Genomic DNA, 18,870 nt, shown 5'->3' on the forward strand with positions numbered 1-18,870 from the left:
ACCGCGCTCGTCCCACCACAAACACCCCTGCGTTCCTAAACAGCAACGGTCCAAACCGGTACACTGCCCGCCTCCTTCACCATTCATCCATTCCGGGGAACACCGTGCTCAAAGGCTACGTCACCGTCTTTCAATCCTATTGGCCGATGCTGGTCTTCGGCCTGATGACCGTTTTTTTCGGCAACTTCGGTCAGTCCTTTTTCATCAGTTGGTACGGCACGGCCATTCAGGAGCAGCTGGGGTTGTCGGCGGCGACCTACGGCTCGGCCTATTCCGCCGCGACCCTGGTCAGCGGCCTGACGATTCTGGTGGTGGGCGGCATGATCGACCGCATCGCGTTGCGCTGGTTCATCACGGCCGCCGCACTCGGGCTGACGGTGGCGGCCCTGTTGATGTGGCAGGTCAGTTCGCTGCCGAGCCTGGTTATCGCTCTCTTTCTGCTGCGCTTCTGCGGCCAGGGGATGATGCCGCACACCGCCATGACGACCATGGGCCGCTATTTCTCCTACAATCGCGGCAAGGCCACCAGCGTGGCGGGCAATGGCGTGCCGCTGGGAGAAATGGTGCTACCGAGCCTGGCGGTGGCGTTGATCGCCCTGGTCGGTTGGCAGAACAGCTGGCTGATCATCGCCCTGTTCATTCCGTTGGTCTTTCTACCCACCATCGGCTTCCTGTTGAAACGGGCCGGACCGAGCGAGCGTGAGACCCGGGGCGAACCCGCCACCAGTCGGGCCGAGTCCATCCCGGATGGGTCCCGGCGCACCGTCCTGGCCGATCGCCGGTTCTGGCTGGCGATTCCGCTGATCCTGGCACCGCCGTTTATCGTCACCGGCCTGTTCATCCACCAGGGGTTCGTTCTGGAACAAAAAGGATGGTCGTCGGCGTTGTTCGCCAGTGCCTTCATCGTCTACGGCGCCGTGCACTGGGCCAGCTCGATCGTCACCGGCACCCTGGTGGACCGCTTTTCGGCCACACACCTGTTGCGCTTTCTGGGCCTGCCGTTCGTCGTCGGGCTCTGTTTCGGGGCGTTTCTGGAAGGTGGCTGGGTGGTCTATCTGATGATGGGCACTCTTGGCATTGGCATCGGCATGATGGGCACCATCGCCAATGCCGTTTGGGCGGAGGTGTACGGCACCACCCACCTCGGCAGCATCCGCTCGCTGATGACATCGATGATGGTGATCAGCACCTCGGCCTCGCCGGTGTTACTGGGGTTCCTGATCGATGCGGGCGGTACGGCGCGACTGATGCTGCTGGCCATGGCCGGTTATGCGTTGGTGGCCACCGTGGGGGCGACCTTTTCGTTCCGGCCCGCCGAGGTGGAGCAGTAGGTTGGATCGGTACGTCTGGTCCGGCACCCCGGAATCGGTAGCCGAAGGCGTAATCCAACAGGATCATTCCGCTTGGATTTAAGAGCCACAATAAGGCATGTTGGATTACGCGCTCGCGCGCTACCGAAGCGTCGGACCGATCCAACCTACGAACTACGCTTCCTGAGCCTGGGCCTGCAGTACGGACAGGAACGCTTCGCCGTACCGCTCCAACTTGCTGTCGCCCACGCCGGAGACAGTGCGCATGTCGTCCAGAGAGCGCGGGTGTTGGCGAACCATGTCGCGCAGGGTGCGGTCGTGAAACACCATGAAAGGCGCGATGCCGTTTTCATTCGCCAGTTCCTTGCGCCGTTGGCGCAGGGCTTCGAACAGGACTTCCCCGTCTTGCGACAGGGGGTCGTCGGTGTACCCGGTTTTCGGCTTGGGAGCGGAGCGGGACTTCGCCAGGTCTTTGCGCAGTGCCACGGTCTGGTCGCCGCGTAAGACCGGCCGGCACGCCTCGGTGAGCCGCAAACCGCCGAAGCCTTCCGGGTCGACCTCCAGCAAGCCGTTCGCCACCAGTTGCCGCAACACCGAGCGCCATTCGTTCGCCGACAGTTCGGTGCCGATGCCGTAGGTCGAGAGCCGGTCGTGTCCGAAGCGGCGCAGTTTTTCGCTGTCGCTGCCCCGCAGGACGTCGATGATGTGATTGGCGCCGAAGCGCTGGCCGGTGCGGTACACGCAGGACAGCGCCTTGCGCACCGCCTCGGTCGCGTCCCAGGTTTCCACCGGTTCCAGACAGGTGTCGCAATGGCCGCAGGGTTCGGTGTGTTCCTCCCCGAAATAGCGCAGCAGCGCCTGGCGACGGCAGGTGGTGATTTCACACAGACCGAGCATGGCGTTCAGCCGTTGCTGTTCGTAGCGCTGGTGCTCGTCCGACCCCTGCGATTGCGCCATCATCTGGCGCAGCTTGACCACATCCTCGAAGCCGTAGAGCAACATCGCCGTCGACGGTTCGCCATCGCGCCCGGCGCGGCCGGTTTCCTGGTAATAGGCCTCGATGCTCTTGGGCAGGTCCAGATGAACGACAAAGCGCACGTCGGGTTTATCGATGCCCATGCCGAACGCGATGGTCGCCACCATGATGACGCCGTCTTCGCGCAGGAAGCGTTGTTGGTGGTTCTGGCGCACATCGGCCGGCAACCCGGCATGATAGGGCAAGGCATTGAAGCCCTGTTGCACCAGCCACTCCGCCGTTTGTTCCACCTTCTTGCGCGACAGACAATAGACGATGCCCGCCTGACCGGGATGCTCCTCCCGCAGGAACGCCAGCAGTTGCTTGCGCGGCTGCTGCTTGGGATGAATCTTGTACAGAATATTCGGCCGGTCGAACCCGGAGATAAACGCCGGGGACTGCGTCAGCCCCAACCGCTGCTGGATGTCCACCCGGGTGCGCTGGTCCGCGGTCGCCGTCAGCGCGATGCGCGGCACAGCCGGGAACCGCTGTTCCAGAATATCGAGCTTGAGATAGTCCGACCGGAAATCGTGCCCCCACTGGGACACGCAATGCGCCTCGTCGATGGCAAACAGGGCGAGGCGTGCCTGGGCCAAAAGCTCCAGCGTCCGATCCTGCAGCAGCCGTTCCGGCGCGATGTAGAGCAGATCGATCTCGCCGGCGAGCAGGGCCTGTTCAGTGGCGCGCACCTGGTCGAAACCGAGCGTGGAGTTCAGGAAGCCGGCGCGCACGCCCAGTTCACGCAGCGCGTTGACCTGGTCCTGCATTAGGGCGATCAGCGGCGAGATGACGATGCCGGTGCCCTCACGAACCAACGCGGGTATCTGGTAGCAGAGGGATTTACCGCCGCCGGTGGGCATAAGCACGAGGCAGTCCTGGCCGCTGACCAGGGTATCGATGACGTCTTTTTGGGGGCCCCGGAAGTCGTCGTAGCCAAAGACGTGTTGCAGTACGGAGATCGGTGAGGTGTCCATCCGGGCGAGTATATCGGTTCTGAAGACGACTCGCAGGAGTGTTTTCGGCGAGTCAGTCACAAGCCCATCGTGCTGTCGGTGTGACAACTGGGTTCGGAGGTGGAAACAGCCGGGCTATGCGCCCGGCTGTCAACTCAAGTTACCGTCAGGCAGTATCTTGAGCGAGCCTCACTGGCTGGTTGTTCATCATCATGGTGATCACGGATAGGATCAGCAAGGTGAAATGAACACTTTGGGGGCCGGAAAACTTCAGCCAGTAACCAAAGTAAAGCCCACCGCACAGAAAGAACAACCACAGCGATGCAAAAGCCGCCAGGGCCAGATTAGTGGCGGTAATCGCAACTTGTTCTCCCTGACTTCGCACTGCGGAGCGCCATTGCAAGACTGCCGCCACCCACAGGCCAATAGCAATCGCATATTGCACAATGACGATCAACGTCAGCGCCAGGGCACCGGCTCCTTCCCACTGAATCGCGCGATTTTCCAACCCGTTCCCAAATACAGGGTCGTCAATTAGACCGGACATTGAGAACATGGCCGACAGCAGATGAACATTGGTGCCTCTATCCAGGGCATTGTTGGTGGCCGCTATGGTCAGCCAAGTGGCCAGCCCGGTGATAATGACGGCTTTAAATAAAACGTTTGATCTCACAGGGCCGCTCCTTGAGTCGACAGAGGGTTTAACAGCGTGTGAGGTCGAGCCTTAGCCCAGTCCTCAAGGGCTTGATCCCCCTTCAGAACGACCGGATGACCCACGCAGTCCAACATGTGTCGATCACTGTAGTGATCACCATAGGCGTAGCTGCCCGGCGCATCGATGCCTTTCTCAGTCATGAACGCCGTGATGGCTTTCGCCTTGCCACCGCCAATGGTTTGCGGAGGCCGTAGCTTTCCGGTGAAACAACCTCCGCTCACCTCCAGCTGCACCCCCAGTAGATGTGAGACTTCAAGTCGGTTAGCCAGCGGCGCCAGCAATTCGTTGCAGGCGCCTGACACAAACACCACTTCGTGGCCCAAGGTTTGATGATGTCGAAGTCGCTCCAGTGTGGGTTGAATATAAAAGCTCGTATCGGCTTCCACCTGTTGAAACCACCGATCAGCCAGATGTTCGAATTCCAACTGTCTGACCCCTTTGAATTGCTCATAATAGAGACGGTTGACTTCGGAACGCGGATGAGATTTGCCCAGATCACGAAATTCCGTCATTAGTGCCTGAAACTCTTTATCCGCTTGTTCAGGGTCACGATGCTTGTCATGTACCATGAACTCGAGAAAACTGAACATGCTTTTTAGGTTGATCAGTGTCTCATCCACATCGAAAAAGGCTGCTATCCGATCCATGTTTTAGACCGCCTCGACCATCGGCTTGGGTTCATGTGCCTGATGTGATGAAGCGATGGCTCGGACCGCCATTTTCCGCTCCTTCGAAGCCAACTTGGATGCTTCGAAAACGGAGAACTCGACATCGACCGTGGTGCAGGACGTACCGTTCTGATGAAAACTGATGGCCGCCGAAAAAGTGGATCGCCCCGGACGAATGGACTTATTCGTTATGCGATAGTGAATGTCAGAATCGACCGCGAAAACAAAAGACTGATAATGGGTGTCCATCCGATTGATCACCACATAGTGAGACGATGGCAGGTCATCAGGGAAGAAAAATTTCTCTGTGACAGCCAGGAATGCCTGACGAGCCGCTTCAATCAACACCATACCCTGGATATGAAAACCCGTCAGATGATCCTGGAGCAACTCCCCTTTTTCATCAACGACCAACTTCATGACATAGTGGTCTTCCTCGAGTTTCTCCGGCGATGTAATCAACACGTTTTCTTTCTTATGTTTGTGCGTCTCAGCCGATGAAGCAAACCGAAACAGTTTAGTTTCACTGTTCAGCAAACAATGTGAATAGCCGCGCCGAGCAAGCTTTGCTTGCAGATAGCCAATGGCTTCTTCCGACAAGCCTTGGCCCAATATAAAACCAACCTCACTAAGGTCGCCCTGTTTGATGTAGTCTATTGCCTGGCTGTAGCTAATGCACCGCTCCAGGTCGCGATATGTGGATAAATTGTCTCCGACAATGGTATAGAGAGTCTGTTCTCTGGTCGATTCCATGCTAAATCCTTGATAGCTCTTCAGTACGTGTAGTTTTTCTTTATCAGCCAATGATCGTGAAGCCACTTTTCGGTTTGTCTACCGGCTTTTAGAAAGTCCCAGATAACGTCACGTTCGAAAACCATGACTTTTTTATCTGGCCCGACAACGGCCCAAAAATACTGGCCATTCCATTGATTCTTGCATTTAACTTTCATACCGTGCAGATGATGTTTCTTTGAGTTGTGCGTAATCTCCTCTGTATGGGGTTTTATCCATTTCACCTCGATTGCCTCAAGCAAATCGGGTGCGTGCGTGTTGAAAAATTCCGTGGCGATCCGATGGGCTTCTTCTTCTGAAGGCAAATCGCCAGGCTCGCAGGCTGATCGCACCAAGAGCTTAGCCAGCCCCTTCAAGTGGCCACTTTCATCCGTCACAAGGCTTATATGCTCCCCACCCATACGAATATCGGGTGTGCCCTTGTTCTGGTAACGCGTCAGCCGAATGGTCGTCTCGTTCCGCGTACCGACCAGTTGGCCGGCAACGGTAAAATCAGGCTCGATCAGCGAGGTGATGTCGGTCATTTCGTTCTCCTACCGTGAACAATGAGTCTTCAACCGCTCTATGGTGCGGTTACCATAGAGGATTGACGACGCGGCAGGTTGATGAATGCGGCGATGGACAACGCTACGGCCATGACCACTGTGGAAGCGCTACCCAGTTGGGCCGGTAAGCTGGCCCCCAGACTTGCACCAATGAACAGAGTAAAGGTGTAGAGAGAGACCGCCAGGCCCCTGAAATGCGGTTCACTGACCTGGTTGACCCGGGCGATGACGCTGGGCACCGCCGCCGCGATGGAGGCCACAAATATCAGATGGCACACGACAAACAGCGGACTATCAATGAGTAAGGCCTGAAGGAACAGCATGACGGCCGCCAGGCTGACAGCCAGGAAAGCGGTGGTTTGAGCACCGAAGCGGGCGATAAACCGGCCGATGAACAATGGCATGAACATGCAGGGAATCGAGAGTAACCTCAAGGTGGCCACACTGACGCCCTGAACAATTGGTTTTTGTCCGAACTCGAGCGCCAAGGAGGCATAGAGCGTGACAAAGCTGCCCAGCAACACCAGCGCGATGGCATAGGCTTTCCACAAGGCTGTATTAGTCGCAATTGCGGTCAACTTGCCATTTTGTGTGGTTGTTGGTGTTGTCGAGTCCCTGCTTTGCGGCGGCTGTCCGGGCAGAGTCGAACACGCCAACACACTGATGGCATAGACAGTCGCCAGCAGAGCCATAATGGGCAGCAGAGACCCCTCAACCAGCACACTACCGAGCCACTGCCCCACCAGGGCCGCCAGCAAAAAAGCGGTGCTCATCCAGGCGATGCCTTTCATACGTTGAGCCGGCGGAAACGATTCGGCAATCAATGCCAGGGCTACCGGTGGAAATGCGGATGCCATAAAACCCTGGATCACTCTCAATGCCAATGCTGCCGTGTAGTTTGGCGCCCAGGCCAACAGCAGACTGGTCGTCGCCAGGCCGGTCAGTCCGACGATCAGTACAGTCTTGCGGCCAATGCGATCCGACAGACTGCCCCAAACCAGGAAACCTACCGCATAGGCAAAACCGAAATAGGTGGTCAGCAATGTGATGGCGGACAGATCCTCATCGAAATACTCCGCGAGTACATCAGCGACCGGTAAAAACAGATACAACTGTGATACGACGGCTATGGCCGTCAGTACCAGCACGGCGAGTGATAAACGGACTTTGCCTAAGCGAGCCATAATGTCTCCTTGACGACATTCTTTGTAACTTGACGACAATGAATGTACTTTATCGCCATGCAGTTGGTCAACAGTTACATTCGTTGTTTTTTTATTGCAGCTTATGTAACCTCCCTTTCATGGATGTAGGCAAACGTCTGTATCCCAGTTGAAGGAATATAAGATCCGCCCCGGTGTCCGCATTGTTACAATGCGAACCAACCGATGACTGGATCGGTGCCGAGACCAGATGGGTCGGGCATCATGGATGCTGAAATCGTTCAACAATCAGCAAGTGAATAGGTAGGTCCGATGACCGGGAATGAATTCGACAACAAGTACCAGCAGTTTCTTCAAAAAGTAAAAGTAGGTATTCACGAGGCATCCGATATAACCGGTGTCCCCACACGGAAAATCCGCTATTGGCAGGACAAGGGCTACATCGAGTCGACACCGGATTCAGGGAATACCCGTCAATATGACCTGTTCAATGTGAAGAAGATTGTCCTGATCCAGGAACTGATTGAAGACGGTCACACTCTGGATGGTGCGGCCACCAAGGTGAATCGTCGTATTGAAAAGCTGAATAAAATGTTCGACTTGGTACTGCCCACCAAGGACCCCTCCTGAAACCGAGCAGCCGTTCTCCGCATGCCGGTTCACGCCTCGCCCTTCGCCCGCTATAGTACGCTCCCCCAATTACGTCATGGCACCGAAAGGTGCCCTGACATGCTCACTTAAGGAAAGAACCTATATGAACAGTCTGGATGCCGCAGGGCTGCTGGTCTCACTGGCCGCCCTGTTTGCCTGGTTCAACCATCGTTTTATCGGCTTGCCGACCACCATCGGGATCATGGTGTTGGCCCTGGTGATGTCCGTGGGCATCCTGCTCGCCGGCCATACCGTCGCACCGGGACTGATCCCCTGGGGTCAGGGCTTTCTCGACAGCATTGATTTCTCCGCCACGGTGCTGGACGGCATGTTGTCGTTCCTGCTGTTCGCTGGCGCTCTGTTCGTCGACCTGAAAACCCTGGCCGAACGCAAATACGTGGTGGGCATGCTGGCCACCGGCGGTGTGATTCTATCGACCTTCATCGTCGGCTTTCTGGCCTGGGGCGTGTTCAACCTGATCGGTGTGTCGATTCCGTTGATCTGGTGTCTGGTGTTTGGTGCCCTGATCTCCCCGACCGACCCGATCGCCGTGCTCGGCATACTCAAGTCCGCCGGGGTACCCAAATCCCTCGAGACCAAGATTGTCGGCGAGTCCCTGGTCAACGACGGTGTTGCCATGGTGGTGTTTCTGGTCATGGTGGGCATCGCCACTACGGGTCAGGCGACCCTGGGCGGTGTGGCGCTCCTGTTTGTGCAGGAAGCCGTGGGCGGGTTGGTTCTCGGTTTGTTGCTCGCGGGCATCGCTCATCGCATGCTGGCCAGCATCGACCAGTATCAGGTCGAAATACTGATCACCCTGGCCGTGGTATTGGGCGGCTACAGTCTTGCGCACAGTCTGCATTTGTCCGGCCCCATCGCCATGGTGGTCGCCGGCGCCATTCTCGGCAACCGCAGTCGGGACAGCGCCATGTCCAAATCGACCTGGTCGCATCTGGAGCATTTCTGGGAATTGCTGGATGAAATGCTCAACGCCGTTCTGTTCCTCCTGATTGGCCTGGAGGTATTGGTATTGAGCTTTACCGTCGGCCCCTGGCTGGCCGGCGCACTGATGATTCCCATGGTGTTGCTGGCCCGTCTGTGTGCGGTCAGCGTGCCGGTGATGATGCTGTCCCGGTTCCGCACCTTCTCACCCGGTGCGATCCCGGTCCTGACTTGGGGCGGTCTGCGCGGTGGTATATCGGTGGCGCTGGTATTGTCACTGCCAACAGGGGACGAGCGCGACTTGCTGGTGACGGTCACCTACGCAGTCGTCCTGTTCAGTTTGCTGGTGCAGGGGTTAACCGTCGGCCGATTGGCCCGTCGGCTCACGGCCTGATTTCAGAGTTAACGCCCGGCTTTGCGGCAGGCAAAAGTGGAGGCCAATTTTTGGCCGGATCTTTTGCCTGCCCGAGAGCAGCCGTTTGTTAATAGTTTATTGCCACTCAATCTTAAGGTCTTTATGTGACTGTGCGCAGTCGCGCAGATAGAGATTAATGAGGCTCTGATACGGAAGGTCTTTTTCCTCAGCCAGATTCTTGAAATACGCGATGGTATCCTCATCCAGCCGGATCGTAACCTGCTTCTTGAGCTTCTTGGCGTATGGGTTCTTAACGGAATCTGAAAAATCGTAATGATCACGCATGTCTATACCCTTCATAAGTCTTTCGTTCTCGCTTGTCCGCTTTTCGTGCAGAAATAAATCGAATGGTCTCGCCGTCTCTAACGCAATGGCACACCACCAGCAAACGAGAATGAATGCTCGTTCCGAGGAGTATGAACCGATCCTCCTCATCAGAATGGTCTGGGTCCGCTATTAGACGGCCAAACTCGTCTGTAAAGGCGGTTTTGGCCTCGTTAAACGAGACGTCATGCTTCTTCCGATTAGCGGCATCCTTGCGAGGATCCCAGTCAAAGGTAAGGTGGCTCATGCATTACATTGTAATTACAGTGTACGTATTTTCAAGGTGCCGAGCCAAATACTCCTAACTCCAAGCACCACGGCGCGAGTTTACGAGGGAGAATGCCCATCCCATAATCGACCAGCGGTTAAGCGCGTAGACCACATCCGCCAATTCTACGGCCGGGAAAGACTGTTACTCTGCCCCCTGCCCGACACTGAGCTGTACGAATGGCTAGATAAACGGCCCTAAACCGACGATTTTGCGGGTTAACCAGGCGGCTTGCGCGGCGGGATATCAGTGGCGCTGGTATTGTCCCTACCTACCGGCGACGAACGGGACCTACTGATGACCGTTACCTATGCGGTGGTGTTGTTCAGTTTGCTGGTGCAGGGATTGACCGTCGGCCGGCTGGCCCGTCGGTTGGCGACGTAACTCGATTGCGTGGGATGGACGGGCTCGGTAGCCTGTCCATCCCGCTTTGATGTTACTCAGCCGCCGACAATTAACCCAGGGGTCGACTCCAAGAGCCTGCCTTCATTTTCGTATGCCGAACACCACCCATAACCGCAAGCCCGAACAGCAACAGGACCAGTGAATTTGGGGCGCTAACCGGGAAGCTCACATTCATGGCAAACGCGCCCGTACCCACGATGTTGTTCTCCGAACTCCCGGGGCCATTGGGCGAGACGACACTGAGCCGGTTTGAATCGTTCAGCATGTCCTCAAGCGTGATGTAGGTCGCGAAAACCGCACTGACGCTGGATTCACCTTCAAAGTTAAACAAATTCCAGTAGAGACTTCCATCCGACCCTGAACCAATGATGTTGTTCTCGGAACTCCCCGGCCCAGTTGGGGAAACCACACTGAGCCGGTTCGCATCGTTCAGCATGTCGTCATTGCTGCCGTAGGTGGCGAACACCGCACTCACGCTGGACTCTTCCTCGAAATTGAACACATTCCAGTAGGACTCTCCATCCGAACCCGAGCCGACGATATTGTTTTCCGAACTCCCAGGCCCGTCGGGAGAGACCACACTGAGCCGGTTCGCGTCGTTCAGCATGTCATCGCTCGTGCCGTATGTGGCAAAGACCGCCGAAGTACTGGATTCTTCCTCGAAGTTAAATACGTTCCAGAAAATATCCCCATCCGACCCGGAGCCAATGATGTTGTTCTCGGAGCTCCCGGGTCCATCCGGGGAAACAACACTGAGACGATTGGCATCGTTCAGCATGTCATCGGCTGTGGCGTACGTGACAAAAACGGAGCCCACAGAGGATTCTTCTTCGAAGTTGAACAGGTTCCAATAGAGCATGCCGGCTTCAGCGACACTGGCGCCGAACACACTGGACAACAGCAGGAGAGGTAGTGCCAGAACGGATTTCCTGATCGTAGACATATACATGAATGGCCTCCAACTGCCACTGTACAGGGTTCGAACCGTCAGGGTTCGTGTTAGTGACAGGACTCAGCCACTGGGTGTGGGCTGATTATGAATTCAGCATGCAATTTCCGTGGTCGATTGTATTACTCCTTGCAATTCAAGAGCCTGGCGTCGTTCTGCCTTCCAACATACGCGTAGACTGTAAGTTTATTCGACAGATTACCGTTCACTCCTGTGGTGTTCCGATAAACCTCTCCGATCCTCAGGGCCACTCGCTTTGACGCGTCATTGTGGGGATGAATCACGATAATCAGTTCGTTGTTATCAAGGTAATCAAAGGCCCTATTTTTTGCGGCTTCAGCCGCCTCATTCGCGTACCCTTTCCCCCAATACTACGTTGCGATAGCCCAGCCAATTTCAGTCCCCGGCCATCCATCCGGACGCCAGACCCAAATGTACCTATGCTTGGTTAGCGACTTTAGGTCAATCGCCCGCATCGAGCGGCGCGGTCTGGCGTTCATAGCTGACCGTGAGGATTTCCCAGACATGCCCGTCCGGTTCACTCCAATAGACCAGGTTGCCACCGAAAGCAGTGTTGACCGTGTAGTCATCGGGGCCGTGGGGAAGGCTTCGATAGGGGATTCTGGCCCCCTTGATGCGGGCGAGAATGACGTCGAACGTGTCTTGACCCACCCGGAAGCAGTAGTGCAGCTTCGGAACCGGATCATTCCACTGGTCAAAGTCGAGCGTCAGTGATTCACTGACATACACCGGGGAGAACGGTCCGACCGCGCCCTGAGCGGCCCAGGGCACGCCAAGCAGTGTTCCGAGTTGCCGTGCGGCGGCGACTCGGTCTTTGGACGGTACGATGATGTGGTCCAGTTGAATGGCCATAGTTGTGTCCTGCCTCTTGGCGATTTGAACGGACCTGACGCTTGGCTTCACGACACCGGACGCTTGAACCCAGGGGCGCGAAGCATCCCCTGGTGGCCTTTGTTATTTGCTTTTGCTCTCAACGTGCTGCTTGAAGTTATTCAGGATACTGAGCCAGCCCTGTCGTTGCTGCTCCGCAGTATTCTCATCTTCAGCTTCGAACTTTTCGATGACCCGAACGCCGTTTTGCGTTTCTGTAAACCGCACCTCGACTTCACGATCATCGCCGAGCTTAAAGTGGATCGACTGGTAAGGGTTGATGTCGGTGAACTCCCCCTCAAAATCGAAACCGGCCGACCCATCTTTGGCTTCCATTCGGTAATTGAAGCGACCACCCGCCACAAGATCCAACTCCGCTCTTGGGCAGCACCACTCATCGATGGCAAAATTCCACTGGGTGATATCTTCGGGTGTCACCCAGGCATCCCAAACCGCGCGCAGAGGCGCATTGACTTCAGTTTCGATTGAAATGTTCATGCTCACTCCTCATCGAGGTTATAACGTATCCAGTCGAGGTGTTTTTGTATTGCCTCAAGAACCAGTCGATTCAGACTAGTAGAAATCGACACTGTTACGCCTTTATTTACTTACCGGACTTGGCCTTTTGAATCAAAGCGGCTAACTCCGGGGCAATTGGCATTTTTTTGAACGGGCTTACATTGGTCCCTCCAGTGTTACCTTGTGGCACCAGCCCAAACACAGTTTTTGTCGCAGCACCCATAATCCGGACGACCTGGCCCAGCGCTTCTCGGACTGAATGGTTTCGAACAGCCCATGCCAGCATCAAAACGTGAACTTTAACGTGCCAATATGTCGATTCCTGGCCAATCACATGCGCCCGTTCCAGGTGGGTAAACTCTTGCCGAGCATCACCGGCTAACCTCGCCTCTATAGAATTTTCTAGTTCTTCCTCGACGTAGGGAGCTACTCGCTGGGTAAAATCACGCTTCATGATACTCTTCTCGAAGGGGTAGAACGCCGCTTTGCGACAAATTTGTAGTGAAGCGGAAAATTTGTCCGACAACAACGCTTGTTATGAGCTACTGTGGACCAAAGCCCACTATACCGACAGCACACCATAAATAGACTCCCAATGCATTAATAGCTTTACCCCAAAATTTACCTCGAAATTTCAACCCAGCCCAAAATAGTAAAATTGCTATTAAATAGAAGAGCACCAAAGAAAGCTTAAAGTCTGAAGTAAAGTACGGTGCTGTTGATGTAAAGCCAACATAAACACCTGCCGTTCCTCCCAAGGGTAATAGTAGGAAACCTGCCCCCTTAGATAGGGCACCAATTGTAAGATATGGTACTAGATAAACCAGCAGCCAATGTACTTTCTCTCTACTCATCTCGCCTCATAACGCCACCCACAACGGCGAGCGTAGCGAGTCCAGCAGCTGAAGGCTGCGAGTTGATGGGCCTTGTTATGAGTTTTCACTTGAGCGACCTGCTATTGCCATAATGACTGAGAACAGAACACTTAAGACGACGACCAACATCGTCAAGCAGCTCGAAGATGGCGTATTCACAACAAGTATTTCTTTCGCCATATAGTAAATGATTAGGGAAAGCCATATTAGGATGGTGAAATCGCTCAATGCGATGGAAACCTTACTCACAGAAAACTTCCTAGAAGTCAGCCATACTCCCTTTCTTTGCTGAGTGCCCCTGGACTTGAAAAGCTCTCCAGTAACATCATCTTCTAACTCAGCGACTATTGATTCCCAGTTTTCCTGCCAGTACTTGCTTCCCCGATTCGCCAAGCTCCAGGCAACAGAACAAACGAAGCCAAAACACGCGACAATTACCGCTAAATACTCATTATATTTAACGAGTGTTGCGTAACCGACTAGAGCCGACGCGATAAACCCCCAGAAGAACAGTGATCGTTTCCAGAACAATTCAATTTCAAAATTTCTGGTTGCTAACGCGACATCATATTTCTTTTTATTCATATCCTCTTCAGTCACGAACATTCTCCGATGTGGGTTTGCTCATAACGCTACCAACATGCGCTACCGAACCATAGCGAAGCGGCGGTTTGGTGGTCGCAGTAAATGGCCTGGTTATATTTCAAATCTGCTCACTCTTTGCCACTCGGATTAATTCTGGAAGGCATTCTTCCAGAATCTTACGTATTTCAGTCGCCTGGATTAAACGCCAATCCGCCATTTCTCTTTCGGAGTGCAAGTCCGGCATGCTTTCATCGTCGATTTGAAACATGAGCTTGTGGATTCGAATGTTGGCGTTCATTACAACTTCATGGAACTTATCGGAGAAAATCAGAGCGCCCGTCGCACTGTATTTTGCTAATGTTCTTAGCGAAGCATTAACGTCTCCTTCATGGCCAATGGTAGGTTCGCAACAGTGGGATGCCCGCACCTGTTCTGCCCAGTAGATTATTTCCTCTACTGTCTCGATAAGCTCTTTGTAGGCAGTTCGTCGCTCATCCCAAACCTTCTCCCGCTTAAATTTCCTCAGCGCAAGCAATGAAGCAACATAAGCCGAAATAAGGCCGACTGCTATTGGCGTAAACCACCTAAAAAATTCTGCCGCGCTCAATAGTGACTCCTAGCAACATAACGCCGATGGTAACCGGCGCCGTAGCACAGCGAAGGGAACCAAAAGCGGCACGCTTTTGGCGTCCGGTTGACCGTATGGTTAGAAGGTCTCATCTTCATACTCTGGATCTTCGAACGATAAAAAGTTACCAGACTGTGCGTCTTCGTATGTAGCTGCTGTGCCGTCATAGCAGTAGTTTCCGTACTCATGATGAGTATGGACGATGACGCGCTCATCAGTGTCTCTTGGGATTAACGGCCCCTTTGCTAGACTTAACAGCACAATCCCTCTTTCTTGATTTTCAAGGATACCAATCGGCTTGTTACCGCTGCGTATTTCGTTTAGAGCTATGTCACGTAGCAACTCAGGGAGCCTCTCCCATAGCTCTTGAGCCGGCGCCTCAACGAACCCGGCGCCTGTCCATGTTGGCTGATTATATTGCCGGGTAGAACCGAGGTTATGCGTTTCCATCTCTGCCTTCTAACGCCAAGCGCACCGGTGACCTTTACAAAGCGAAGCGGCGTAAAGGGCATCCGTGTGACGCAAATTGTTAAATGATGGTTCTATAGGTAAAAAAGCAAGCCTACGGGCCTAACCTGATCCTAAGTATCTGATAGATAAAGATGCCAAAGAATCTCCTCTTCTCCCAAGTCATAGCTGACTTTCCAGAGTAAAAGATGCTCTTTAACCTTATTTAGGTGACCAATATATTCTATTGACACAACCTTACCCATTGGACTGAGCTTTGAGACAGCTTCGTTGAACTCTTCCGTCGATAGCTGTCCTTTCATGCCTGGAATAAGCTCAACTAGTCGATCGTAGTCTGCGTTTACATGGGCATCGATTATGTTCTCAATTACCGGTCTGCCAATCAGTTCCGCGTTCTCGTTGCTTATCTGCTCTGCCATGATATCAACTCCCTTTGCTACGGGTTTCATTTAACGCCCGGACTCAGCCGTCGGTTTGGAGCGGTAGCGGAAAACCGGCCGGCTGGAGTCCCTCGTTAGGGTATCTGTTTAAGCACACGAATAATTTCTCCGAGTAGTGCATCAATGTCAGCCTTAAACTCCACCTGATGCCTCGTTGGCACCGACTCCTTGCTCCTGATTTGGCAATGCAATGAACCATCCGCGAATTTTCGGCACGAAGCGTCTAAGTGCTTCATTGACTCGCGAAACGATTTACCACCATCAGCGTAATTATTTACGATTTCGGAAAACTTGGTCTTTTTGAAGATTGGTGGAACATGGTCGACAATTGCCCGAATAAGCATAAGGCATGTGAAGTAAGAATGCTCCGAGTATGCTCTATTTAACTCGACCAGAAGCTGGCCAAGCTTGGTTGTATCAAACTGTTCTTTCTGGAGAGATTCAATCTCTTCGACGCGAGCTTCACTTACAAAGGCGTCCTGTATATTGGCTGAGTCCGCCTGGATATCTGGATAGTGTTGCTTACGCTTTGGAAGGAACGGGGTACCATCTTCATTGTAGTCTACTTCCGCATCGCATCTTGAAACATGGGAAAAACTGATCGTCCCGCAGCCATCACAGCGGACCGTAAGGTAGTTTTCCAAAAACTGGACCAATCCATCTTCTTCAAAGCGGCGGCTATTTACAATAGAGAGGACGGAGTGGGTTGTTTCTCGCCGGCACTCTGGGCATGGAAACCAATCTTTCATCCCAGACGGGTCTTGAGTCGAAATATCAGCATCATGTTTCATTTATTGGATCTCTCAAGCCCTAACGTCGAAGCTGAGGGGAGTTTTATGGAGCGAAGAGGAACAAAATTTCTCTCTCCAGCGCCTGGTTGGGTATCCATGTCTTAATAGCTGGTAACTTTCGGTATTCCAGCTTCAGATCGCTTTTGTGGGCACTCAGGAAATATCTTCGCGTAAGTATCCATGATTGCCTCCTCAGCATCCACAAAATTTCTTTGCCAAAAGGATATTCCGCGTTCATCCCAGTAGCGTACGAGGTGAATATACGGGCCACTTTCCAGCCCCTGCGAAGACCATTGGCTAGGGCAATAGTTCTTCAACTCTCGGATATTTGGATCTTGTTCGTCACCAACGTATACATATCCCGAATTATAAAAAACTCGTTCGGACAACTTTCGGCAACGGGCGAATTCAACATTCTCTTCGTTGGTCCGGTCTGCCTTAGGGACGTGAATGGCGGAACACGAGTCATACAGCTCACCTGCAGTCATACCCGAAGGTCCACAGGACGTAATCGCCAGAACAACTATGACTATCTGCAGAGACTGTACTGCATTAATTAGCTGTCGTGTTCGCATACAATTGATCCCTAACAGCTATTTTTCATCGTCACCGACGCCCCTTATTCCGGAACATCAACCCTCCAACGATAGCACGCCACCAAAACGAAACCCAGCCAACACCGCACTTCCGGTTCGATTGGACGAGCCCAAAAGCCTGATATCAAATCCGGCAAAACCGTCTCACCAGACCACTAACCCCGTGATCAGCGTCTCCCCCGACGCATATTCCGGGAATTCTCCGGGATATGCGTCGCATTCTATTGTCTTTTGGGGTCCACACACTCATGCCAAGGCGGACTCAATAGAATGAGTTTAGTTCAGTGCTGAGGTAGCTATTCAATTCGAAGTGTCGGGGTTTACATTAGAAGCAAAGAATATAAAAAAACACGCTACCGCCCGGCCGGTTACATAGCACGCCAAGTGGGGGTTTCTGTGGTGTTTATAGGTGTAGCTTGGATTGGTGATGAGTTCAAGGATTGATTGTGGCAGGGTGTCGTTTCTGTCCGCTTTTGCTTTTTGAACGCGGCGTTTGTTTTACCGCGAACACCGAATGTGATGGGCCTCGGATGATACGATTTTGATGCAGCGGTTCACTTAAAAAACTGTTGATTTTTACAGTGTTTCATGCGTGAATTGACGGGTGCTTTTTCGTCAGCGGTAGGCACGCACTTAGGCACTCAATGTAAGAAAGGCAGAACTATCGACACACACTGTCATTAAACACAAACAAGGCGCTACCCCCGGGTGTTGGCCCACCCGAAGGTAGCTGACCACATGTTGACTAAGTAGGAGTCCACACATGGCTATCAATGATGATACGTCACAACCCCGCTCGTCCCAAAATAATTCCCTTGTTGTTCTCTCCCACCCCGTTCGCCGACGTGGCGATTTTTATTCCCTGAATGATCTGCATGAGGCGGCCGGGGGTGACCCTGGGCACCATCCGGATCGGTTTTTGGAGTCGCCTTATGGGCAGGCTTGGGTTGGGGGTGTGGCCGAGGCTGGGGAGGGTCGCGCACGGAGTGCGCTCCTACGGGGGGAAGACGGTGGGGGTCGCGCACGGCGCCGGAGTGCGGACCATGCGCTCCTACAGGAGGGTGGGTCCGTTTCTGTGTTTGGGCGGCGGGAGTTGGTTCAGGCTTATGCGCTTTGGGTGGGGGAGGGTTTTGCCCTGGCGGTGTTGCGCGCCTTGGGTGCGCAGCCCCGGCCCGCCGTTGCGGATGCCGAGCCCTTTACCCGGTACGACCTGGGGTATGTGCGCGATCTGCGCTGGGATGAAGACCGGCCGGGGGACATCGCCTGGTGGGAGTTCGATGGGCAGGATGACCTGTCGGCGGAGGAAGCGGCCGGGCGCGGTCGGGATTTTTTCGAGCAGACGCGGCATCTGGCGCGCATCAACCCGAAGGATGCCGAAATGGCGCTGAAACACAGTCTTATGCGGTTGATGGATGGTGGTTTTCCGGGTCGAGGCTTCCGTTATTGTGAAATGGTGTTTTGCGAATGGCTTAGCCGGGCTGCTGTGGCGTGGATGGCGGCTCATGGGGTGGAGGATTTGCCTTTGAGGGAGGCTTGGGCCTCCTCATAGCCTGCTTTTTGACCCTCTTCCATACCTTCTTCCTTACCCTCTCCCAGGGGGAGAGGGGATATTTCTCGCATCGCGCGCGACTGTGGCTCGGTCTAAACTAACCCCTTACACAACCACCGGAGCCGGAACCATGGAATTCGCCGGACTGGGCGCGATCATGCTGATTCTGGTGTTGATCGTCTATTTGAGGATGATCGAAGCCCGCATGAAGCAACGCAATCGGGGGGATCGGTCCGAAGCTTTGATTCTGGAACAGGCCGATATGCTGGAAAGCTTCGGGAAGCCGGAAGACGCCATTCGTCTGCTGGAAAAAGCCCTGGTGGAAAAGCCCGAATCCACGGCCATTCGTGCCCGCCTGGAATTATTACGCGCTGAATCCGAAGAGTAATTGGCCGTTCCCGCTGCCTTGTCCT

At 54.0% G+C, this 18,870-nt stretch carries 24 protein-coding genes and 1 pseudogene; 6 read left to right on the plus strand and 19 right to left on the minus strand.

All coding sequences use genetic code 11. The features are described 5' to 3' along the window. The first annotated feature begins 104 nt into the window (after nt 1-104). Entirely contained in the window at nt 105-1,331 is a 1,227-nt protein-coding gene (locus IE111_RS21550; protein WP_229805473.1) for an MFS transporter, read from the plus strand. Nucleotides 1,332-1,484: 153 nt separating this feature from the next. Here the strand turns inward: IE111_RS21550 and recQ are convergent, their stop codons facing one another. The 6 genes from recQ to IE111_RS21580 all read right to left on the minus strand — a co-directional run bounded on the left by recQ (nt 1,485) and on the right by IE111_RS21580 (nt 7,182). Further along, on the minus strand, nt 1,485-3,299 hold the full coding sequence (recQ, locus tag IE111_RS21555) for a DNA helicase RecQ (RefSeq protein WP_189612832.1): 1,815 nt from the start codon (nt 3,297-3,299) through the stop codon (nt 1,485-1,487). 145 nt (nt 3,300-3,444) lie between these two features. Next, on the minus strand, nt 3,445-3,951 hold the full coding sequence (locus tag IE111_RS21560; RefSeq protein ID WP_189612760.1) for a DUF2165 family protein: 507 nt from the start codon (nt 3,949-3,951) through the stop codon (nt 3,445-3,447). Then, nucleotides 3,948-4,640 carry an HAD family hydrolase gene (locus tag IE111_RS21565; RefSeq protein ID WP_189612762.1) on the minus strand — a complete coding sequence of 231 codons (693 nt, stop codon included), beginning with the start codon at nt 4,638-4,640 and terminating at the stop codon, nt 3,948-3,950. The genes IE111_RS21560 and IE111_RS21565 overlap by 4 nt, the downstream gene beginning before the upstream one ends. Nucleotides 4,641-4,643: 3 nt before the next feature. Beyond that, nucleotides 4,644-5,414: an AfsA-related hotdog domain-containing protein gene (locus IE111_RS21570; RefSeq protein WP_189612764.1), complete on the minus strand. Its 771-nt coding sequence runs from the start codon at nt 5,412-5,414 to the stop codon at nt 4,644-4,646. A 20-nt stretch (nt 5,415-5,434) separates the two neighbouring features. Next, the gene (locus IE111_RS21575) at nt 5,435-5,977 is read right to left on the minus strand and encodes a hypothetical protein (RefSeq protein WP_189612766.1); all 543 of its coding nucleotides are present in this window, start codon (nt 5,975-5,977) and stop codon (nt 5,435-5,437) included. Between the two features lie 38 nt (nt 5,978-6,015). Beyond that, nucleotides 6,016-7,182, minus strand: coding sequence for an MFS transporter (locus IE111_RS21580; RefSeq protein WP_189612768.1), 1,167 nt, complete (start codon nt 7,180-7,182; stop codon nt 6,016-6,018). Between the two features lie 291 nt (nt 7,183-7,473). Here IE111_RS21580 and IE111_RS21585 point away from each other — a divergent pair, with 291 nt between their 5' ends. Both IE111_RS21585 and IE111_RS21590 read left to right on the plus strand, forming a co-directional pair. Next, nucleotides 7,474-7,791: a MerR family transcriptional regulator gene (locus IE111_RS21585; protein ID WP_189612770.1), complete on the plus strand. Its 318-nt coding sequence runs from the start codon at nt 7,474-7,476 to the stop codon at nt 7,789-7,791. A gap of 124 nt (nt 7,792-7,915) precedes the next feature. Next, nucleotides 7,916-9,148, plus strand: coding sequence for a cation:proton antiporter (locus tag IE111_RS21590; RefSeq protein ID WP_189612772.1), 1,233 nt, complete (start codon nt 7,916-7,918; stop codon nt 9,146-9,148). A 96-nt stretch (nt 9,149-9,244) separates the two neighbouring features. Here the strand turns inward: IE111_RS21590 and IE111_RS21595 are convergent, their stop codons facing one another. Then, nucleotides 9,245-9,565 (minus strand): BrnA antitoxin family protein, encoded by a 321-nt coding sequence (locus IE111_RS21595; RefSeq protein WP_373300959.1) that lies wholly within the window; start codon nt 9,563-9,565, stop codon nt 9,245-9,247. Next, the gene (locus tag IE111_RS21600) at nt 9,447-9,740 is read right to left on the minus strand and encodes a BrnT family toxin (protein ID WP_189612777.1); all 294 of its coding nucleotides are present in this window, start codon (nt 9,738-9,740) and stop codon (nt 9,447-9,449) included. Before IE111_RS21600 ends, IE111_RS21595 begins: the two co-directional genes overlap by 119 nt. A gap of 270 nt (nt 9,741-10,010) precedes the next feature. Here IE111_RS21600 and IE111_RS24680 point away from each other — a divergent pair, with 270 nt between their 5' ends. Beyond that, nucleotides 10,011-10,145: a hypothetical protein gene (locus tag IE111_RS24680; protein ID WP_268245054.1), complete on the plus strand. Its 135-nt coding sequence runs from the start codon at nt 10,011-10,013 to the stop codon at nt 10,143-10,145. 70 nt (nt 10,146-10,215) lie between these two features. On the opposite strand, the gene IE111_RS21610 is transcribed toward IE111_RS24680, so the two are convergent. From IE111_RS21610 to IE111_RS21660, 11 genes and pseudogenes are all read right to left on the minus strand, one after another. Continuing rightward, on the minus strand, nt 10,216-11,115 hold the full coding sequence (locus IE111_RS21610) for a hypothetical protein (RefSeq protein ID WP_189612779.1): 900 nt from the start codon (nt 11,113-11,115) through the stop codon (nt 10,216-10,218). A gap of 122 nt (nt 11,116-11,237) precedes the next feature. After that, nucleotides 11,238-11,474 (minus strand): annotated as a pseudogene (locus IE111_RS24835) (GNAT family N-acetyltransferase); the annotation flags it as partial. A 103-nt stretch (nt 11,475-11,577) separates the two neighbouring features. After that, on the minus strand, nt 11,578-11,988 hold the full coding sequence (locus IE111_RS21620) for a VOC family protein (protein ID WP_189612781.1): 411 nt from the start codon (nt 11,986-11,988) through the stop codon (nt 11,578-11,580). Nucleotides 11,989-12,090: 102 nt separating this feature from the next. Continuing rightward, entirely contained in the window at nt 12,091-12,504 is a 414-nt protein-coding gene (locus tag IE111_RS21625; protein ID WP_189612783.1) for an SRPBCC family protein, read from the minus strand. A gap of 106 nt (nt 12,505-12,610) precedes the next feature. Beyond that, nucleotides 12,611-12,979 carry a DUF3703 domain-containing protein gene (locus IE111_RS21630; RefSeq protein ID WP_189612785.1) on the minus strand — a complete coding sequence of 123 codons (369 nt, stop codon included), beginning with the start codon at nt 12,977-12,979 and terminating at the stop codon, nt 12,611-12,613. A gap of 88 nt (nt 12,980-13,067) precedes the next feature. Beyond that, entirely contained in the window at nt 13,068-13,379 is a 312-nt protein-coding gene (locus IE111_RS21635; protein ID WP_189612786.1) for a hypothetical protein, read from the minus strand. 75 nt (nt 13,380-13,454) lie between these two features. Continuing rightward, nucleotides 13,455-14,000 (minus strand): RipA family octameric membrane protein, encoded by a 546-nt coding sequence (locus IE111_RS21640; RefSeq protein ID WP_189612788.1) that lies wholly within the window; start codon nt 13,998-14,000, stop codon nt 13,455-13,457. Between the two features lie 103 nt (nt 14,001-14,103). After that, nucleotides 14,104-14,592: a hypothetical protein gene (locus tag IE111_RS21645; protein ID WP_189612790.1), complete on the minus strand. Its 489-nt coding sequence runs from the start codon at nt 14,590-14,592 to the stop codon at nt 14,104-14,106. Between the two features lie 99 nt (nt 14,593-14,691). After that, on the minus strand, nt 14,692-15,063 hold the full coding sequence (locus IE111_RS21650) for a hypothetical protein (protein WP_189612792.1): 372 nt from the start codon (nt 15,061-15,063) through the stop codon (nt 14,692-14,694). Nucleotides 15,064-15,194: 131 nt separating this feature from the next. Next, nucleotides 15,195-15,530, minus strand: coding sequence for a hypothetical protein (locus IE111_RS21655; RefSeq protein WP_189612794.1), 336 nt, complete (start codon nt 15,528-15,530; stop codon nt 15,195-15,197). A gap of 65 nt (nt 15,531-15,595) precedes the next feature. Then, nucleotides 15,596-16,312, minus strand: a complete 717-nt coding sequence (locus tag IE111_RS21660) for a hypothetical protein (protein ID WP_189612796.1) — start codon at nt 16,310-16,312, stop codon at nt 15,596-15,598. A 1,671-nt stretch (nt 16,313-17,983) separates the two neighbouring features. Between IE111_RS21660 and IE111_RS21665 the strand changes: the two genes are divergently transcribed. Then, a complete protein-coding gene (locus IE111_RS21665) occupies nt 17,984-18,457 on the plus strand; it encodes a hypothetical protein (RefSeq protein WP_194523976.1) in 474 nt (157 codons plus the stop codon). A 130-nt stretch (nt 18,458-18,587) separates the two neighbouring features. Further along, entirely contained in the window at nt 18,588-18,845 is a 258-nt protein-coding gene (locus tag IE111_RS21670) for a tetratricopeptide repeat protein (protein ID WP_189612799.1), read from the plus strand. The last annotated feature ends 25 nt before the right edge of the window (nt 18,846-18,870 follow it).

It is taken from the genome of Saccharospirillum salsuginis (genome assembly GCF_014651855.1).
In the GTDB taxonomy this organism is placed as follows: domain Bacteria; phylum Pseudomonadota; class Gammaproteobacteria; order Pseudomonadales; family Natronospirillaceae; genus Saccharospirillum; species Saccharospirillum salsuginis.